The following is a 17,673-nucleotide window of genomic DNA, read 5'->3' as shown; positions in this document are numbered from 1 at the left end:
AACCCTGAAAAATGAATATATGCACTTATTACATCAAGATTTAACATCGTTAATTTTAAAAACTTTTTACGAAATATATAACGAATTAGGTTATGGTTTTCTTGAAAAAGTTTATCAAAATGCCTTATTGATTGAGTTAAGAAAAAATGGACTTGAAGCATCTCCAAATAAAAAAATTAAAGTCTATTATAAAGGAGAAAATGTTGGCGATTATTATGCAGATATAATTGTAAATGATACAATAATATTAGAATTAAAAGCAGCTGATTATATTGTAGAAGAGTTTGAAAACCAATTACTCAATTACTTAAAAGGAACTGATTGTGAAGTAGGTTTATTATTAAACTTTGGAAAGAAACCCGAATTCAGAAGAAAAATTTACGAAAACAAAAGAAAGAATAGAAAAAATCAGTTTTAATTCGCGCTTCGCTTTAGCGAATCCGTTTTATCCGCGTGCTAAAATATGGACTTACAAGAACAATTAAAAAAACTATTCCCTAACCACGAAGTTTCTAACGAACCAGAAATTATCGAGGAAACTCCTCACGAATTATTCGTTCAAAAAGAACCAATGATTTGTAAATATGAGAAGCGTAAAGGGAAACCTACAACGATTATTTCAGGATATGAAGGTGAAGACGAAGATTTTAAAATCTTAGCTAAGGAAATCAAAAGCAAATTAGCAGTTGGTGGCACGTTTAAAGATGGAGAAATCATCATTCAAGGCGATTATCGTGATAAAATCATGAAAATATTACAAGACAAAGGATTCAAAACAAAACGCGTAGGCGGATAAATTTGTTTCAAAATTCAAGTTCAAAATTAAGAACCTGAAACCTGAAACTTTAAACTAAAAACAAATGATAGCAGCATCAGAATTAATATTAAATCCAGACGGAAGTGTATATCACATTAACTTAAAGCCTGGACAAATCGCTAACGATATTATCTTCGTTGGTGACCAAAACCGTGTAGAAAAAATTACAAAACATTTTGATTCTATTGAGTTTACTACTCAAAAACGTGAATTTAAAACACAAACCGGAACGTATAAAGGCAAAAGAATTACAGTAATGTCATCTGGAATTGGTCCAGATAACATCGACATCGTAATGAATGAATTAGACGCTTTGGTAAACGTTGATTTAGCAACTAGAACCGTTAAAAATGAATTAACTTCATTGAATATAGTTCGTATCGGAACTTCAGGTTCATTACAAGCGGATATTCCTTGCGATAGTTTTGTAATGAGTCAGTATGGATTAGGATTGGATAACATGCTTCGCTCCTATTTAATTGACGAAATTTCAGAAATCGAAATGGAAGAAGCGTTTATCAAGCAAACAAATTGGGACATGAGAAAAGGTCGTCCATACGTAATTGCTGGAAGTAAAACTCTAGAAAAAAGATTAGAGAGCGATAAAATTTTCAAAGGATTCACAGGAACCGCTGGCGGATTTTACGGTCCACAAGGTCGCGTGGTGCGTTTAGGAATTCAAGATCCTGAGTTAAATTCTAAAATGGATAGCTTCAATTTTAACGGAACTCGAATGACCAATTTAGAAATGGAAACCGGAGCAATTTATGGGTTAGGAAAACTATTAGGTCATCAATGTCTATCGTTAAATGCTATCATTGCCAACCGTGCAACTGGAACTTTTAGTGAAGACCCATACAAAGCTGTAGATGAATTAATTGAATATACTTTAAATAAGTTAGCTGAATAATTTAAAAGCATAAAAATGACTTTTCGATTTGCAAGACATACCAATAATTTAGAACAAATTAAATCCTTTTATATCGATATTTTAGGATTTGAATTACTTGGTGGTTTTGAAAATCATAATGGTTATGATGGCATTTTTATTGGAAAATCAAATGAAAATTGGCATTTAGAATTTACAAAATCAGAAGAAATTGTTCTTTTTGATTTTAATGAGGATGATAATTTAGTTTTTTATCCAAACAATAAAATGGAGTTTGACTTCATTTTGAATAAAATTCAATCTAAAAAAATTGAATTTATAAAAGCCAAAAATCCTTATTGGAATGAAAATGGTAAAATGATTTTAGATCCTGATGGCTATAGAGTTGTAATTTCAGATTTAAAAATAAAATGAAAGATAAAATTTTGAAATTGGAGTTATTATTAGATAATTTCACATTACAAACAATAACTAATTTTGAGCTAAAAATCAATGATATTAAATGGTCCAAAAAAGAAATTTTAGGTCATTTAATCGATTCAGCTATTAATAATTTACAACGTTTTACCGAAATTCAATATTATGAAAAGCCATATAAAATAAGACCTTACAATCAAGATGCATTAGTTAAATATAATCATTATCAAAATAAAAACAATCAAGATTTATTCGATTTATGGTTGCATTTGAATCGTCATATTTTAGAAATTATTAAAAATCAAACAGATAAAAGTTTAGAATATCAATTAATTCTCCCTAATGGCACATTAACCAATTTACAATTTTTAATTGAGGATTATATTGAACATTTATTCTATCATGTATCACAAATAACAAAGCATGGACTTAATACTTGAAACCAAACGCCTTATCCTTAGACCGCTAGAAATTACTGATGCGGAAGCTATGTTTACAATGGATAACAATCCGAATGTACACAAATATTTATGGCAACAACCAACACAAGAATTGAACGAAACCATCAAAATTATCGAAATGGTACAAAAGCAATATGTAGACAATAAAATAGGACGTTTTGCTACAGTATTAAAAGAAACAAGCGAATTCATAGGTTGGACAGGAATTAAATTTGTAAACGATCACGTAGAAAACGGAAACACGAACTTCTACGATTATGGCTATCGTTTAAATGAAAAATTTTGGAACAAAGGTTTCGCTACGGAAGCTTCAATTGCTTGGTTAGAACATGGTTTCAATCAAATGAAAATTCAAGAAATGAATGCTTACACACATGCCGAAAACGGCGCCTCTAATCATGTTTTGCAAAAAGTAGGTTTTAATTTTATGGAAGATTATCCTGATGAAAATGGCGTGATTTGGAAATGGTGGCAGTTAGAAAATTTAGAATTTAGAAATCAGAATTTAGTATTATGAAAACCGTAAAAATAGCCGGAGTTCCAGAACATTTCAATTTACCTTGGCATATGTGTATTGAAGATGGCGAATTTGAAGCCGTGGGTATCGATTTACAATGGACAGATGTTCCAGAAGGAACAGGAAAAATGTGCCAAATGTTGCGAGATGGTGAAACCGATATTGCTGTAATTCTTACTGAAGGAATCATCAAAGATATTGTTGCTGGAAATCCAAGTAAGATTGTGCAAGTTTATGTGCAAAGTCCATTAATTTGGGGAATTCATGTTGCTACTAATTCTAATTATAAAACTCTTTCCGATTTAGAAAACAAAAAAGTAGCGATTTCTAGAATGGGTTCAGGCTCTCATTTGATGAGTATTGTGAATGCTCAAAATCAGAATTGGAATACAGAAAACTTACAATTTGAAATTGTAAATACTATCGATGGAGCTGTTGAAAGTCTAACTTCAGAAAAAGCCGATTATTTCATGTGGGAACGTTTCATGACACAGCCTCTTGTTGATAAAGGAATTTTCAGAAGAATTGCCGATTGCCCTACTCCATGGCCTTGTTTTGTTATTGCAGTTCGTAATGAAGTTTTGGAACAACATCCAAAAGTAATTGATCAAATTTTAGACATCATCAATACTACAACCGAAGAATTTAAGCTAATTCCAAGTATTGATAGAACGTTAGCTTATAAATACAATCAAAAAGTGGAAGCAATTCAAGAATGGTTAAAATTAACGCGTTGGTCACAAAAGCAAATGACTGGTCTAACATTAGATAAAGTAGTGGAACAACTTTTGAAGCTTCAAATCATCGATAAAAAACCGCCAAAAAAATCGATACTTAAATAATTCCGTATTTTTATCGTTTTAAACGAAATGACAATTAAAATTCCTACTATCGCTGAACTCAAAGAAAAGCTTTCTTTACCAAAGCCATGGGATATTGTTGTCATTTTTTTATTGAATATCTTAATTGCCATACCTCTTTTTTTAATTGCTCATCAAAATTTAATCGATTTAGAATGGGTAATTCATCTAGATAGAATAATTATTTTTATAATCATTTTAGTAATAATTCAACTTCTCTTAAGATTGGTAAAAACGATTATTATCTTGATTGTTTTTTTGTATTTAATTTCGCTTTTGATAGGAACACTATTTGGAAATTACGGATTTGACAGAGTTTTTGAGGATTATCGCTATATGATTTATTCTATGAGTGAAAACCCAAATCCTCAAGATATTATTGTAGCCAAATTACTTCCTTTTCCAAACAAATCTAAAATTATTGATGCTGTTGATTTTACAAATCCAAGAGTACGAAATTTTGCATTATCAGCGACCACTAAACATTTTAAAGAATTTAAACAAACTGGTGAAACTCGAAGAATGATTCAATGTTTTGCAGTTTTCAAGGAAATTCGAAACAATTGGAACTATGTTAATGACCCAAAAGGAAGAGAATACATTGCTTATTCTTCTGAAAGTTTGCAACACTTTTCAGGTGATTGTGATGATCATGCAATTTTAATGGCTGCTTGCATTAAAGCTGTTGGCGGAACACCTAGAATTATTCACACTGGTGGTCATTTATACCCAGAAATGCTAATTGGAAATAAAAACGATTTAGAAACTGCTATATATTTAATTAAAGAAGAACTTTTTAAACAAGAAAGTCATAACCAACAAATTCATTATCATATAGACGAAAGAGGTCAAATTTGGTTGAATTTAGACTACACAGCAACCTATCCTGGAGGTAAATTTATGAGTGAAGAAATTCTTGGAGAGCTCACTTTTAATTGATTAAATTTTCTATATTTACAAAAAATAACAACCTTTTTATGAAGAAAATAAGCTATTTATTAGGATTATTTCTATCGGTAAGTGCTGTTGCACAAACAAATAACAACACTGCAACTGATACCATCGTATCGCCTATCTTAGCTAAGAAAAACGAAGTTAAAGTAGATGTTTTAAATGGAATTGCTTATGGGAAATTAGGAATTTCTTATGAACGCTTTTTAAACAAAGATCTTTCTGTTGGTATCACAGGAATAATGTTTAACAAGAAAAGTAAAACTGATGATTTCCTATCAGATGACACTCGTACTTTGATTGACTATCAAGTAATTCCTTATGTGCGTTATGCTATGTCAAAAAGTGCCACCAATTTATATTATTTAGAAGGTTTCGTTAATTTTAATGGTGGTGAATTTAAAGAATTAACTACTTTAAATAATGGCGTTGCTGATTATGTTGTAGTGACACGAAATGACTATAACGATATTGCATTAGGAGGTTCCGTTGGTTATAAATTATACTTTAAAGAAAGTTTTGTAGTTGATTTGAATGTTGGTATTGGAAAAAACTTATTTAATGAAGATAGTCCATCAACAGTAGCACGATTAGGAATTAATTTAGGTTATAGATTTTAAAAAAAAACATATGAAAAAATATATTCAACATATAACAATCGCTATCATAACTTTAATTTTTACAGGTTGTACCGAAAGCGATGACGAATTTTTTGCATCTAAAATTGTTACTTCAAATGAATTAATTGAAGTTAATGTTACTGGTAATGAATTAAACGTATCTTGTTATGTACCAAGATTATTACCTCAGGATACGAATCCGTTTGATATTTATTTGACGAGTACTTCTAGAAAAATGTTTTTTAATTACACATTAGAAAAGAAAAACACAAATGGAGCATGGGAATACATCACACCTACTAGCGTAACTACAATTGAAGGAGAAAATCAAATAGGTGACTATATTTCAGGTATAACTGTTTTAGATGCTTTAGATACAACTTATGAATATGAATCAGCAATCACTTTAGCCGCTGGACAATATCGCGTTCTTATTGACCCTGAAATTATAACTTTAAATTCACAAAATGCAGTAATGGTAACCGTTAAAACAAGTACATTTGGAATTCCGTCAAACGCATTAGAATTTACTGTAAATTAAAATCTAATTTTAAATGCAAATAACTTGTAAAAATTGTGCCCATATTTATTCCGGACACTTTTGTAATAATTGTGGACAACCCGCTGATACACACAAAATAAATTTGCATTTTATTTGGCACGATATACAACATGGTTTTTTTCATTTTGATAAAGGCGTTTTATTCACAGCTAAAGAATTATTTACAAGACCTGGAGATTCGATAAGAGAATTTATTGAAGGAAAACGTGTAAAACACTTCAAGCCAATTTCGTTAGTTATTATTTTAGCCACTTTATATGGTGTTTTACGACATTTATTTCATTTCAGTGTTTTAGACAAAAAAGTAGTTTCCGAAATACAAGGTGTAGAATATGAAAGTTTAAATGAATGGATTTCACATCATTATTATTGGATAATATTATTATCTATTCCAATGTTTTCAATAGCTTCTTATATAGTTTTTAGAAAACAAGGGTACAATTTTATAGAGCATTTTGTCTTAAATGCTTACATGGCTTCACAACGCTTAATTCTTAGAATTGCTATATTTCCAATCACCAAATACTACACTGAATCTAGCTACAATAAACTATTTGTTGATATTTTAATGTTGATGGATATTGTTTTGATTTTTTGGACATACATCACCTTTTTCAATAATCTATCAAGAATTAAATCCTTTTTATATTCCATCTATAGCTATTTATTGTTTTTGGTAATATTCTTTATTTTGATGCTAATGAGTGTTTTAATTTTTGATATTCATGTGGGCTAAAATTTAAAAAAAATAAAAAAAATGAAAAAAATTATCTTTTTATTACTTATTATCACTCTAACATCATGTGGAACCTTCAATAAAACATCCAAGATAGATGAAAAAACAGGTTTATTTCCTGCTAAAAAAAATAAAATTGTAACAATTTTAAAAGACGAAGTTGTAAAAAGAGATACTTTAAAAAAATTGATAATCGTACCTAATGATGAATATTCTATTGAAATGACAAAAAATTTAAATTATTTTGATAAAATTTTGACATTCGAAGAATTTCAAAAAGACATAATATCAAAAAAACTTGATGATAAAATTCCGAGTGTATCTGATAGAATTGGATTAAAAAATGCTTATAAACATTACGGACCGTTTGTGATTTTACATTTTTCCAAAGAAAGAAAAAGCAATAATGAGTTATTTGCAGGATTATCATTATACGACCCTAACAAAGCGGATTTTATCTATCAAAGTGAAATTTTAGTAAATTTAATGTGGGATGGATGGACAGATCAAGGAACTATGTATCCTTTATTTAATTCTTTAATCGATTATTTAAACAAACAAAAATAGAAATTAGGTTAATTTTTTTTGAACTCATTTTTTTCACCACTCAATCTCACCTTTACCCTTTTCTCTTAAATACTCATTCGTCAATTTAAAATGATTGTGTCCAAACCATTTTTTATGCGAATGTGCAAACGAAGGATGTCCACTTTCTAAAACCAAATGTTTATTCCTATCAATTAGTTTTCCTTTTTTCTGAGCAAAACTTCCCCAAAATAAAAAAACCACGTTTTCAGATTGTTCGTTAATTAAATCAATCACAGCATCGGTAAAAACGTTCCATTTTAAGTGTTTATGGCTGTTGGCTTCATCTTTTCTCACGGTTAAACCAGCATTTAACAACAAAATGCCTTGTTTTGCCCATCGTTCTAAATTACCCGATGTTGGGAATAGAATTCTATCATATTCATTATTAATTTCCGTATAAATATTTTTTAACGAAGGAGGAATTGCCACACCATCATTCACCGAAAAACACAAACCATTCGCCTCACCTGTTCCATGATACGGATCTTGTCCAATAATTACCACTTTCGTATCTTGAAAATCAAATTGTTCAAAAGCAGAAAAAATCAATTCTTTTGGCGGGAAACAAGTCGTGTTAGTGTACTCTTGTTCCACTTGTTGCATCAATTCAACAAAATACGGCTTCTGAAATTCAGTTGCTAATAAGGCTTGCCAAGTCAGATTTTTGATAAACATTTTATAATTTTTACCAAAAATATAAATTTCTATTGCAATATGGATTTATTACTTTGTAACTTTGACCTAACAGAAAAAGAAAAATGATTTCGATTACCCAAAAAACACTACAAGATTTAGAATTTAATACCGTTTTAGAAACGATTGCCAGTCGTTGCAACACTGATATTGGTGAAGCAAAAGCTTTGGCAATAAATCCGTTCAAAAACAAGGAAGAATTGCTTATTAATTTGAAGCAAACCTCTGAATATTTGTCTTCGTTTTCCAACAATAATGCCATTCCGAATCACGGATTTGAAAACATCAACTACGAATTAAAATTCTTAGCTATCGAAGATAGTTTTTTAGAAGTAGGAAGTTTTAAAAAGATTGCCAATCTTTCGGAAACTGCCATTACTTTGATTCAGTTTTTAAAGAAATTTGAAGACTATTATCCAAATCTGTATCAAAAAGCTTCTCAAATTAACATTGTAAAATTGATTTTACAACGTATTGACGAAGTCGTAGATAAATTCGGAATTATCAAAGACAACGCATCACCAGATTTGATTGATATTCGTAGAAATATAAACGTTGTTCGCGGTAAAATAAACCAAAGTTTTGGTATGGCTTTGAGCCAATATAATTCGTTGGGCTATTTAGATGATATCAAGGAAACGGTAGTTGAAAATCGCAGAGTTTTAGCGGTTTTAGCCATGTATCGAAGAAAAGTGAAAGGTTCTATTCTTGGGAATTCTAAAACAGGAAGTATTGCTTATATCGAACCCGAAGCTGCTCAACGTTATTCGCGCGAACTAAACAATTTAGAGTTTGAAGAACGTGAAGAAATCATGCGTATTTTAAAGCGTTTGACTAATGAAATTCGTCCATTTACCGAAACTATTGCTGCTTATCAAGACTTTTTAAGTGATATTGATGTAATTGCCGCTAAAGCGAAATATGCTTATAAAATCAATGGAATTCTTCCAAATATTATTGAAGAAAAACGTTTATTTTTTAGAGAAGCCTTCCATCCTATTTTGTATTTAAACAATAAAGAAAAGAAAGCCGTTACGTATCCACAAACTATCGAATTACATAATGAAAGTCGCATTATTGTGATTTCGGGACCGAATGCAGGTGGAAAAACGATTTCTTTGAAAACCGTAGGATTACTACAATTAATGTTGCAAAGTGGGATATTAATTCCAGTCCATGAACGTAGCGAAACGTTTTTATTTGATAGAATTTTAACTGACATTGGAGACAACCAATCTATTGAAAATCATTTAAGTACGTACAGTTACCGATTGAAGAACATGAATTACTTCTTAAAGAAATGTAACGATAAAACGTTATTCTTAATTGATGAATTTGGAACTGGTTCTGATCCTGAATTAGGAGGTGCTTTGGCTGAAACATTCTTAGAAGAATTTTATGCTCGTGAAGCTTTCGGAATTATTACTACGCATTACAGCAATTTAAAAATATTAGCGAACGAATTACCTTTTGCTTCCAACGCAAACATGATGTTTGATGAGAAATCATTAGAACCTATGTACAAATTGATTTTGGGTCAAGCCGGAAGTTCGTTTACATTCGAAGTTGCACAGAAAAATGGAATTCCTTTCGGATTAATCAATCGTGCGAAAAAGAAAATCGAAGGCGGAAAAGTTCGTTTCGATAAAACAATTGCAACACTTCAAAAAGAACGTTCTAAATTGGAAAAAACCTCTTTAAATTTAAAAGAAGAAGAAACCAAAGCGCGTGAAGAAAGCAAGAAAATGGAAACTATTAACGCAAAAATTCAGGATAAGTTAGAGCGTTATCAGGAATTGTATGATGCTAACCAGCGTTTGATTTACATTGGGCAAAAGATTGATGATATTTCGGAAAGTTACTTCAATAACAAAGACAAAAAGACGTTAATTGGCGAGTTTTTAAAAATGGTTGAAATCGAAAATTCGAAACGAAAAAAACTTTCGGTTAAAGAAAAGAAAGTTAAAGAAGTCATCCAGAAAAAGGTGGAAGAAGAAGTCAAGGTGATTGTGGAGGAAATTCGTGTGGTTAAGAAAGAGAAGAAAATTAAAGCCAAAATTGAAGAGGAAAACAAACCAAAAATTACTTTAAAAGTTGGAGACAGAGTTCGAATGATTGACGGAAAAGCTATTGGAACCATTGATGTCATTGAAAAAACAAAAGCAACAGTGAATTATGGAATTTTCACCTCAAAAGTAAGCTTAGATCAATTGGAATACGTGCAACCTGCATAGCATTTAGAAACATATTATGGAAATACAAGATTTACCACAAGATAAAAAAATCATATTGTTTGATAGTGTTTGCAATTTATGCGATTCATCTGTTCAATATGTAATCAAACACGACAAAAAAGATGTTTTCAGATTTGTCTCGCTTCAATCGGAATTGGGACAAAAAATATTAAAACACATCGGAATTAATCCTATTCATACAGATAGTATTGTTTTATATGAACCTGGAATTTCATATTATTACAAGTCAACAGCTGCGTTACATATCGCAAAAGGATTAAGTGGGATTTTTACTTTTGCTACTATATTTACCATATTACCAACAGGTTTAAGAGATTTCGTGTATGATTACGTAGCAAAAAATCGCTACAAGTGGTATGGTAAAAAAGAATCGTGTATGATTCCAACACCAGATTTAAAAGCGAAGTTTTTAGAATAAATTTACATGATAATTATCAGGTAATAAACAATAGTTACCCTTTATCTTTGTGTAAATTCTAACCTTTGTAATTATGGCAAATTTATTATTACCACTTTATTCACATAGCAATGGAACTTTCATCATGATTATAGTTTTTGCGCTTGTATGTCTTGGCTTAGTTGGCGCAATAATATTAATGATGAATAGTGATAAAAAGAAAAAAAACGACCAGTAATTAACTGGTCGTTTTTAGTTTATGAGTTATAAAAATTACTGTTTGATAAACTTCTTAGTAGTTTTTCCTTCAGCTGCTTCAATTGTTACAAAGTAAACACCTGCATTTAAATCAGAAACATTGATTTGTGTTAAAGAACCTACTTGATTTTTAACTACTCTTCCATTGATGTCAATTACAGATATGTTTTTGATATCTAAATTATTGTTATTTGATATGTTTAAAACAGATGTAGTTGGATTTGGGTAAATAGTCAAGTTACTATCTGAAATTACATTTGAGTCTAAACCCAATAATGTATCAGTATTAGAAGCTTTCGCAACAAAATTATCAAATATTATATTAGCTGAAACTGTATTTGCAGCTGTAACTCCCATTACGAAATCAACCTCTGCTGGAGGAAATGGACCGGAAAAATTAGCTGGATTTACTGAAACAGAAGGATTTGAATCAAATTTCCAATATGGCTCACCAGTTGTTGTATCGTATCCAAAGCCTACTCTGTACCAAGTATCAGCATTAAGAATAAGTCCACCTGTTTGTAAAGTAATTAAAAAAGTTCCAAAAGTTCCTGCATTATCTAAATAGGCAACTCCTTGTAAAATTCTTGTATTTGAATTATATACATAACCACACAATACTCTTGAAGATGCTCCATCGGTTCCATATAATCTAACACCCGATTGAGCAGTACTTGTTGTTGCTGAACCAGTATAAAAATCATATTCAACTTCTAAAATGTTATTACCAGATGTTCTTGCTGCCCATGCAGTTGGTAGACCATTTTTCCACATAAATCTTGATCCTTTATCTCCATTTGGTCCTTGAAATAAAAGTCCATTAGAAGATCCATTTCCACTAGCTGCAATTTGAAAATTTGTATTTAAAGCATTAGTAGAAGTTGTTGGAGCTGTTCCATTACTTGAGAATGTTAACCAGCTTCCTTGACCAGCAGTAGCACCTGTTATATCAGTACCTACATTTCCAATGGTTAAACTGTTAAAGTTTTCTGTTTGTAGAACTTGAGCAAAACTAAAAAAAGAAGCAAATAAGCTTAGAGCAAGTAAAGTTTTTTTCATATTAAAATGTTTTTATAATTGACTTCAAATTTAAGCATTAAACTAACATAAATAAAACTTTAAGAAATATTTATAACTTTCTTCTTTCCTTCTCTTTCTTAATTAATGTTAACTCCCTACTTGTCTGCCCAGCTACAGAAGTGTTTTCTTCTGCTCTTCTAATCAAATAAGGCATCACGTCTCTTACTGGTCCAAACGGTAAATATTTAGCTACATTATAACCGTTTTCAGCTAAATTAAAACTAATGTTGTCGCTCATGCCTAATAACTGCCCAAAAAAGATTCGTTTATCGTTTTTTGTAATTCCTTTTTCAGCCATTAATTGCATTAACTTATATGAACTTTCTTCGTTGTGAGTTCCTGCAAAAATTGCCATTTTATCAATGTTTTCAATCATGTATAAAACCGCTGCGTCATAATTAATATCCGTAGCTTCTTTAGAAACACAAATTGGTGATTTTAATCCACGTTCAGTAGCTCTATCATTTTCCTTTTCCATATAAGCGCCACGAACTAATTTCATTCCAATGTAAAAACCTTCCGATTTTGCTTGTTCGTGCAAACTTTTCAAATAATCTAATCTGTCCCAACGATACATTTGTAAAGTATTAAATACAATAGCTTTTTCTTTATTGTATTTACGCATCATGTCAGCAACAATTGCATCTGCCGCATCTTGCATCCAACTTTCTTCTGCATCAATTAATAACAAAACGTCTTTTTCATATGCTGTTTTACAAGCTAAATCAAAACGTGCAATTACTCGATTCCATTCTTGTTGTTCAGCTTCTGTTAAAACCGACTTCTCTCCTACTTTTTCATATAAATCTAAACGACCAAAACCAGTTGGTTTAAAAACCGCAAATGGAATAGCTTCACGTTCTCTAGCAAACTCAATTGTTTTTAAAGTCATTTCTAAAGCCGCGTCAAATTGCGCTTCTTCTTCTTTTCCTTCAACAGAATAATCCAAAACTGATGAAACTCCTTTGGTAAACATATTATCAACTACTTTTAAGCAATCAACCTCATTTACACCACCACAAAAATGATCAAAAACAGTTGAACGAATCAATCCTTCAACAGGTAAATGGGCTTTAAGAGCAAAATTGGTAACAGCAGTACCTATTTTTACAAGTGGCTGACTTGCAATTAGTTTGAAAAGAAAATAAGCTCTTTCTAATTCAGTATCACTTTTTAAAGAAAAAGCAACTTGTGTATTGTCAAATATTTTATTCATGATATTTTTGATAAAAAGCGACACAAATATACATCAGTTTTTACGAATTTTAAATAAAAAATGCCTTATTTTGCAATAAAATTCAAGCTTTTTACATGCAAACAATTACAGCCAACAATTATAATGTTTACTTTGATTCTAAAGGATATGAAACTTTGGCAGAAATGCTAAAACCATCTCTTTATTCTAAGATTTTTATTTTAGTAGACGAAAACACATCTCAATATTGTTTACCACATTTATTAAATAATTTGGAAACTGAAATCGAAATTGAAATAATCGAATTAGAGGTTGGAGAAATTCATAAAAACATTACTACTTGCACTGAAGTTTGGGGTGCTTTATCAGAATTAGGTGGCGATAGAAAAAGTATTCTTATTAATTTAGGTGGTGGTGTAATTTCTGACTTGGGTGGATTTGTTGCTTGCACATTTAAAAGAGGAATAGATTTTATAAATATTCCAACAACTTTACTTTCTATGGTTGATGCTTCAATTGGAGGGAAAAATGGAGTGGATTTAGGAAATTTAAAAAACCAAATTGGGATCATTCGCGAACCTAAAGCTGTTATTGTTGATACGCAATTTTTGAGTACTTTACCTCAAAACGTAATGCGTTCTGGCTTAGCCGAAATGCTAAAACATGGACTAATTTTTGATAAAAAATATTGGAATAAATTTAAAAACCTAAAAGACTTACAAACAGAGGATTTAAACCAATTAATTCACCAATCAATTGAAATAAAAAACGAGATTGTTTGCGAAGATTTAACTGAGAATGGAATTAGAAAATCATTGAATTTTGGTCACACTTTAGGTCATGCAATTGAAAGCTACTTTTTAGAAAATAACAACAAAAAAAGTTTACTTCATGGCGAAGCAATTGCAGTTGGAATGATATTAGAAAGCTTTATTTCTAGAGAAAAAGAATTACTAACAAACGAAGAATATCAGGAGATTAAATACATTATTAATGATATTTTTGAACGAGTTGAATTCTCACAAATCGATATCGAAAAAATCATTGAACTGCTGATTTTTGACAAAAAAAATGAGTTTGGTAAAGTACAATTTGCTTTACTTGACGGAATTGGAAAAATTAAAATCAATCAAGAATCAGATAACGTTTTGATTTACAAAGCTTTTGAAGATTATTCCATGTAATTATTTTTTTATTTTTTCTTTATTTATTAGCCATTTTATTTTTTAACTTTGCCCTAATGAAAGAAAACAAAAAACAATCAAATTTCAATAGAACACTCGATAATAGAAATGCTGACATCTCTATAATTGGACGATTCTTTTTTTCTATTTTTAGTTTTCATATTATAGATTTGTTTGAAATATCAAAGGCGTTTAGTGAGAAATTACTAATTCGCTTTGCCAATATTAGGGTTTGAAAATTGTGATTAAAAAAACAATTAGTAACTTTTTAATTTAATCCAAATTTTCAAAATGAACACAAAATATTACGACTTAATTAATCAAACTTTTTATTTTCCTCAAGAAGAATTTACTCTAAATAAAGATGAACTTCAATTTCATGGTATTGATTTAATGAAATTGGTTGAAGAATATGGAACTCCATTGAAGTTTACTTATTTACCTAAAATTTCGCAAAACATCAACCGTGCAAAAATGTGGTTTAGAAATGCCATGGAAAAACACGATTATGACGCGAAGTATTTCTATTGTTATTGTACAAAAAGTTCTCATTTTCAATTCATTTTGAATGAAGCTTTAAAAAATAATATTCACATTGAAACTTCTTCTGCTTTCGACATTAATATTGTTGAAACACTAATGGAAGAAGGAAAAATCAATAAAAACACTTTTATCGTTTGTAATGGTTTCAAACGTGATCAATATGTAACTAATATTGCACGTTTAATCAATAATGGACATAAAAATACGATTCCAGTAATTGATAATTTTGAAGAATTAGATTTATTGCAAGAAGAAATTGATGGTAAATTTAAAATCGGAATTCGTATTGCTGCGGAAGAAGAACCAAAATTTGAGTTCTATACATCTCGTTTAGGAATTGGTTATAAAGATATTGTTCCGTTTTACCGTAAGCAAATTGCTGAAAACAAGAAAGTTGAGTTAAAAATGCTTCACTTTTTTATTAATGCTGGAATTCGTGATACTGCGTATTATTGGAACGAATTATTAAAATGTATGAAAGTGTACATTGCTTTGAAAAAAGAATGTCCAACTTTAGACAGTTTGAATATTGGTGGCGGTTTCCCAATTAAAAATTCGTTAGCATTTGATTATGATTACCAATATATGGTAGACGAAATCTTAAATCAAATCAAAATTGCTTGTGACGAAGCAGAAGTTCCTGTTCCACATATTTTCACAGAGTTTGGTTCGTTTACTGTAGGTGAAGCTGGAGGTGCGTTGTACCAAGTTTTATACCAAAAGAAACAAAATGATCGTGAAAACTGGAACATGATTGATTCTTCATTCATTACGACACTTCCGGATACTTGGGCAATTAACAAACGATTTGTAATGATAGCTGTAAATCGATGGAATGACACTTACGAACGGGTGTTATTAGGAGGATTAACTTGTGATGGAGACGATTATTACAATTCCGAACAACACATGAATGCCGTTTATTTACCAAAATACAATAAAGAAAAACCTTTGTATATCGGATTCTTTAACACAGGAGCATATCAAGAAACAATTGGTGGTTTTGGTGGATTAAGTCACTGTATTTTACCACAACCAAAACACATTTTAATTGATAAAGATAAAAACGGAATTATTGCTACCGAAGTTTTCTCGGAACAACAAAAAGCAGAAGACGTTTTAGAAATTTTAGGTTACAACAAAAGAAAAGAACAATAAAATAAGAAATAATGAGCAAAGGACCAGTTAGTCAGTTTATAGAGAAACATTATCTTCACTTTAACTCTGCCGCTTTAGTAGATGCAGCAAAAGGTTATGAAGAACATTTATTAGACAACGGAAAAATGATGATTACTTTAGCAGGTGCGATGAGTACAGCTGAATTAGGAAAATCGTTAGCCGAAATGATTCGTCAAGATAAAGTACACATAATTTCTTGTACTGGAGCTAATTTAGAAGAAGATATCATGAACTTGGTAGCTCATAATTCATACAAAAGAGTTCCAAATTACAGAGATTTATCACCACAAGAAGAATGGGATTTATTAGAAAATCATTACAACCGTGTAACAGATACATGTATTCCAGAAGAAGAAGCATTTAGAAGATTACAATCGCATTTATTTGATATTTGGAACAATGCAGATTCTAAAGGAGAACGCTATTTTCCACACGAATTCATGTACCAAATGATTAATTCTGGAGTATTAAAACAATACTACGAAATTGATCCTGCTGATTCTTGGATGGTTGCTGCAGCTGAAAAGAATTTACCAATTGTTGTTCCAGGATGGGAAGATAGTACAATGGGTAACATTTTCTCTTCTTACTGTATCAAAGGTGAATTCAAAGCTACTACAATGAAAAGCGGAATTGAATACATGATGTGGTTAGCAGATTGGTATCCTAAAAATTGTGCTGGAAAAGGAATTGGTTTCTTCCAAATTGGTGGAGGAATTGCTGGTGATTTTCCAATTTGTGTAGTTCCTATGTTATATCAAGATATGGAAATGCATGATGTGCCGTTTTGGAGCTATTTCTGTCAGATTTCTGATTCAACAACAAGTTATGGTTCGTACTCTGGAGCTGTTCCAAACGAAAAAATTACTTGGGGTAAATTAGATATTCATACACCTAAATTCATTGTAGAGTCTGATGCTACGATAGTTGCACCATTAATGTTTGCTTACATTTTAGGCTGGTAAAAAAAATTAAAAAAAAAATTTATTTTACTTGAAAATATAAGTTTAGGATAGTACATTTGACCAAAATACAAGATTAAAACCTACCCAATGAAAAGAGTTATTGTTGATTACGCAAAATTAACAAATGAAATCTTAACCTTACTAGTTGAGAAATTTCCTGACGGATATGATGATTCGGATATCATTCGTTTTAAAAACGCTAAGAATGAAACAATTGAGGCAGTTGAAGTACGAACTGAAGATACTATTTTTTTAGTAAAAGTGAGTACAAAACTATCAGACCGAATTGAAAACTACGACGAAGACGACATTATTGAAGATGATGTGGTAGTTGTACCAGATGAAAAAATCGGAAGCCTGAAAGATTTAGACATTGAAGAAGAAGATGACGACGATGATATTTCAAATGATTCGGACGATATTGTAGATTCTGAGGAAGACTCAGATGACGATGACGACGAAGATTAATACATAAAAAAAGGGGATTCAAAATTTGAATCCCCTTT

At 30.6% G+C, this 17,673-nt stretch carries 22 protein-coding genes; 19 read left to right on the top strand and 3 right to left on the bottom strand.

Annotation, left to right across the window (positions count from 1 at the left end; genetic code table 11):
• Positions 1 to 19 precede the first annotated feature (19 nt).
• The 12 genes from B2741_RS03625 to B2741_RS03570 all read left to right on the top strand — a co-directional run bounded on the left by B2741_RS03625 (position 20) and on the right by B2741_RS03570 (position 7,397).
• A complete protein-coding gene (locus tag B2741_RS03625) occupies positions 20 to 418 on the top strand; it encodes a GxxExxY protein (protein ID WP_291135536.1) in 399 nt (132 codons plus the stop codon).
• A 45-nt stretch (positions 419 to 463) separates the two neighbouring features.
• Entirely contained in the window at positions 464 to 796 is a 333-nt protein-coding gene (locus tag B2741_RS03620) for a translation initiation factor (RefSeq protein WP_291135534.1), read from the top strand.
• A gap of 64 nt (positions 797 to 860) precedes the next feature.
• On the top strand, positions 861 to 1,727 hold the full coding sequence (locus tag B2741_RS03615; protein ID WP_291135532.1) for a nucleoside phosphorylase: 867 nt from the start codon (positions 861 to 863) through the stop codon (positions 1,725 to 1,727).
• 15 nt (positions 1,728 to 1,742) lie between these two features.
• Complete coding sequence (locus tag B2741_RS03610; protein WP_291135530.1) at positions 1,743 to 2,120, top strand: VOC family protein; 378 nt, start codon at positions 1,743 to 1,745, stop codon at positions 2,118 to 2,120.
• Positions 2,117 to 2,563 (top strand): DinB family protein, encoded by a 447-nt coding sequence (locus B2741_RS03605; protein ID WP_291135528.1) that lies wholly within the window; start codon positions 2,117 to 2,119, stop codon positions 2,561 to 2,563. The genes B2741_RS03610 and B2741_RS03605 overlap by 4 nt, the downstream gene beginning before the upstream one ends.
• Positions 2,547 to 3,101 (top strand): GNAT family N-acetyltransferase, encoded by a 555-nt coding sequence (locus tag B2741_RS03600; RefSeq protein WP_291135526.1) that lies wholly within the window; start codon positions 2,547 to 2,549, stop codon positions 3,099 to 3,101. The genes B2741_RS03605 and B2741_RS03600 overlap by 17 nt, the downstream gene beginning before the upstream one ends.
• Complete coding sequence (locus B2741_RS03595) at positions 3,098 to 3,943, top strand: substrate-binding domain-containing protein (RefSeq protein WP_291135524.1); 846 nt, start codon at positions 3,098 to 3,100, stop codon at positions 3,941 to 3,943. The genes B2741_RS03600 and B2741_RS03595 overlap by 4 nt, the downstream gene beginning before the upstream one ends.
• A gap of 27 nt (positions 3,944 to 3,970) precedes the next feature.
• Positions 3,971 to 4,900: a transglutaminase gene (locus B2741_RS03590; protein ID WP_291135522.1), complete on the top strand. Its 930-nt coding sequence runs from the start codon at positions 3,971 to 3,973 to the stop codon at positions 4,898 to 4,900.
• A 38-nt stretch (positions 4,901 to 4,938) separates the two neighbouring features.
• Entirely contained in the window at positions 4,939 to 5,532 is a 594-nt protein-coding gene (locus tag B2741_RS03585; protein WP_291135520.1) for a hypothetical protein, read from the top strand.
• 10 nt (positions 5,533 to 5,542) lie between these two features.
• Positions 5,543 to 6,073, top strand: a complete 531-nt coding sequence (locus B2741_RS03580; protein WP_291135518.1) for a hypothetical protein — start codon at positions 5,543 to 5,545, stop codon at positions 6,071 to 6,073.
• 13 nt (positions 6,074 to 6,086) lie between these two features.
• Positions 6,087 to 6,830, top strand: coding sequence for a DUF3667 domain-containing protein (locus B2741_RS03575; protein ID WP_291135516.1), 744 nt, complete (start codon positions 6,087 to 6,089; stop codon positions 6,828 to 6,830).
• A 21-nt stretch (positions 6,831 to 6,851) separates the two neighbouring features.
• Complete coding sequence (locus B2741_RS03570) at positions 6,852 to 7,397, top strand: hypothetical protein (RefSeq protein WP_291135514.1); 546 nt, start codon at positions 6,852 to 6,854, stop codon at positions 7,395 to 7,397.
• Between the two features lie 33 nt (positions 7,398 to 7,430).
• Here the strand turns inward: B2741_RS03570 and ung are convergent, their stop codons facing one another.
• Entirely contained in the window at positions 7,431 to 8,093 is a 663-nt protein-coding gene (gene ung / locus B2741_RS03565; protein WP_291135512.1) for a uracil-DNA glycosylase, read from the bottom strand.
• Between the two features lie 83 nt (positions 8,094 to 8,176).
• On the opposite strand from ung, the gene B2741_RS03560 reads away from it, so the two are divergent.
• From B2741_RS03560 to B2741_RS03550, 3 genes are all read left to right on the top strand, one after another.
• On the top strand, positions 8,177 to 10,345 hold the full coding sequence (locus B2741_RS03560) for an endonuclease MutS2 (RefSeq protein WP_291135510.1): 2,169 nt from the start codon (positions 8,177 to 8,179) through the stop codon (positions 10,343 to 10,345).
• 16 nt (positions 10,346 to 10,361) lie between these two features.
• On the top strand, positions 10,362 to 10,784 hold the full coding sequence (locus B2741_RS03555; protein ID WP_291135508.1) for a thiol-disulfide oxidoreductase DCC family protein: 423 nt from the start codon (positions 10,362 to 10,364) through the stop codon (positions 10,782 to 10,784).
• 73 nt (positions 10,785 to 10,857) lie between these two features.
• On the top strand, positions 10,858 to 11,001 hold the full coding sequence (locus B2741_RS03550; protein WP_291135506.1) for a hypothetical protein: 144 nt from the start codon (positions 10,858 to 10,860) through the stop codon (positions 10,999 to 11,001).
• Positions 11,002 to 11,036: 35 nt separating this feature from the next.
• Here B2741_RS03550 and B2741_RS03545 read toward each other — a convergent pair whose 3' ends face one another.
• Together B2741_RS03545 and B2741_RS03540 are read right to left on the bottom strand one after the other, a co-directional pair.
• The gene (locus B2741_RS03545) at positions 11,037 to 12,080 is read right to left on the bottom strand and encodes a T9SS type A sorting domain-containing protein (RefSeq protein ID WP_291135504.1); all 1,044 of its coding nucleotides are present in this window, start codon (positions 12,078 to 12,080) and stop codon (positions 11,037 to 11,039) included.
• A gap of 70 nt (positions 12,081 to 12,150) precedes the next feature.
• Positions 12,151 to 13,317 carry a proline dehydrogenase family protein gene (locus B2741_RS03540; protein WP_291135502.1) on the bottom strand — a complete coding sequence of 389 codons (1,167 nt, stop codon included), beginning with the start codon at positions 13,315 to 13,317 and terminating at the stop codon, positions 12,151 to 12,153.
• Between the two features lie 95 nt (positions 13,318 to 13,412).
• On the opposite strand from B2741_RS03540, the gene aroB reads away from it, so the two are divergent.
• The 4 genes from aroB to B2741_RS03520 all read left to right on the top strand — a co-directional run bounded on the left by aroB (position 13,413) and on the right by B2741_RS03520 (position 17,635).
• On the top strand, positions 13,413 to 14,480 hold the full coding sequence (aroB, locus tag B2741_RS03535; protein ID WP_291135500.1) for a 3-dehydroquinate synthase: 1,068 nt from the start codon (positions 13,413 to 13,415) through the stop codon (positions 14,478 to 14,480).
• A 291-nt stretch (positions 14,481 to 14,771) separates the two neighbouring features.
• Positions 14,772 to 16,181 (top strand): arginine decarboxylase, encoded by a 1,410-nt coding sequence (locus tag B2741_RS03530; RefSeq protein ID WP_133607038.1) that lies wholly within the window; start codon positions 14,772 to 14,774, stop codon positions 16,179 to 16,181.
• Between the two features lie 11 nt (positions 16,182 to 16,192).
• Positions 16,193 to 17,167: a deoxyhypusine synthase family protein gene (locus B2741_RS03525; RefSeq protein ID WP_153200232.1), complete on the top strand. Its 975-nt coding sequence runs from the start codon at positions 16,193 to 16,195 to the stop codon at positions 17,165 to 17,167.
• Between the two features lie 87 nt (positions 17,168 to 17,254).
• Positions 17,255 to 17,635 carry a DNA primase gene (locus B2741_RS03520; protein WP_291135497.1) on the top strand — a complete coding sequence of 127 codons (381 nt, stop codon included), beginning with the start codon at positions 17,255 to 17,257 and terminating at the stop codon, positions 17,633 to 17,635.
• Positions 17,636 to 17,673 lie beyond the last annotated feature (38 nt).

The sequence above is a fragment of the Flavobacterium sp. UBA7663 genome (assembly GCF_002483315.1).
Classification (GTDB): Bacteria; Bacteroidota; Bacteroidia; order Flavobacteriales; family Flavobacteriaceae; genus Flavobacterium.
The sequence above is the reverse complement of the archived record's forward strand: the minus strand, read 5'-3'. Positions and strand labels throughout refer to the sequence as shown.

Bases quoted from the DNA above. Each gene is read 5' to 3' on its own strand.
- B2741_RS03625 (WP_291135536.1), top strand. From the start codon at position 20: ATGCACTTATTACATCAAGATTTAACATCGTTAATTTTAAAAACTTTT.
- B2741_RS03620 (WP_291135534.1), top strand. From the start codon at position 464: ATGGACTTACAAGAACAATTAAAAAAACTATTCCCTAACCACGAAGTT.
- B2741_RS03615 (WP_291135532.1), top strand. From the start codon at position 861: ATGATAGCAGCATCAGAATTAATATTAAATCCAGACGGAAGTGTATAT.
- B2741_RS03610 (WP_291135530.1), top strand. From the start codon at position 1,743: ATGACTTTTCGATTTGCAAGACATACCAATAATTTAGAACAAATTAAA.
- B2741_RS03605 (WP_291135528.1), top strand. From the start codon at position 2,117: ATGAAAGATAAAATTTTGAAATTGGAGTTATTATTAGATAATTTCACA.
- B2741_RS03600 (WP_291135526.1), top strand. From the start codon at position 2,547: ATGGACTTAATACTTGAAACCAAACGCCTTATCCTTAGACCGCTAGAA.
- B2741_RS03595 (WP_291135524.1), top strand. From the start codon at position 3,098: ATGAAAACCGTAAAAATAGCCGGAGTTCCAGAACATTTCAATTTACCT.
- B2741_RS03590 (WP_291135522.1), top strand. From the start codon at position 3,971: ATGACAATTAAAATTCCTACTATCGCTGAACTCAAAGAAAAGCTTTCT.
- B2741_RS03585 (WP_291135520.1), top strand. From the start codon at position 4,939: ATGAAGAAAATAAGCTATTTATTAGGATTATTTCTATCGGTAAGTGCT.
- B2741_RS03580 (WP_291135518.1), top strand. From the start codon at position 5,543: ATGAAAAAATATATTCAACATATAACAATCGCTATCATAACTTTAATT.
- B2741_RS03575 (WP_291135516.1), top strand. From the start codon at position 6,087: ATGCAAATAACTTGTAAAAATTGTGCCCATATTTATTCCGGACACTTT.
- B2741_RS03570 (WP_291135514.1), top strand. From the start codon at position 6,852: ATGAAAAAAATTATCTTTTTATTACTTATTATCACTCTAACATCATGT.
- ung (WP_291135512.1), bottom strand. From the start codon at position 8,093: ATGTTTATCAAAAATCTGACTTGGCAAGCCTTATTAGCAACTGAATTT.
- B2741_RS03560 (WP_291135510.1), top strand. From the start codon at position 8,177: ATGATTTCGATTACCCAAAAAACACTACAAGATTTAGAATTTAATACC.
- B2741_RS03555 (WP_291135508.1), top strand. From the start codon at position 10,362: ATGGAAATACAAGATTTACCACAAGATAAAAAAATCATATTGTTTGAT.
- B2741_RS03550 (WP_291135506.1), top strand. From the start codon at position 10,858: ATGGCAAATTTATTATTACCACTTTATTCACATAGCAATGGAACTTTC.
- B2741_RS03545 (WP_291135504.1), bottom strand. From the start codon at position 12,080: ATGAAAAAAACTTTACTTGCTCTAAGCTTATTTGCTTCTTTTTTTAGT.
- B2741_RS03540 (WP_291135502.1), bottom strand. From the start codon at position 13,317: ATGAATAAAATATTTGACAATACACAAGTTGCTTTTTCTTTAAAAAGT.
- aroB (WP_291135500.1), top strand. From the start codon at position 13,413: ATGCAAACAATTACAGCCAACAATTATAATGTTTACTTTGATTCTAAA.
- B2741_RS03530 (WP_133607038.1), top strand. From the start codon at position 14,772: ATGAACACAAAATATTACGACTTAATTAATCAAACTTTTTATTTTCCT.
- B2741_RS03525 (WP_153200232.1), top strand. From the start codon at position 16,193: ATGAGCAAAGGACCAGTTAGTCAGTTTATAGAGAAACATTATCTTCAC.
- B2741_RS03520 (WP_291135497.1), top strand. From the start codon at position 17,255: ATGAAAAGAGTTATTGTTGATTACGCAAAATTAACAAATGAAATCTTA.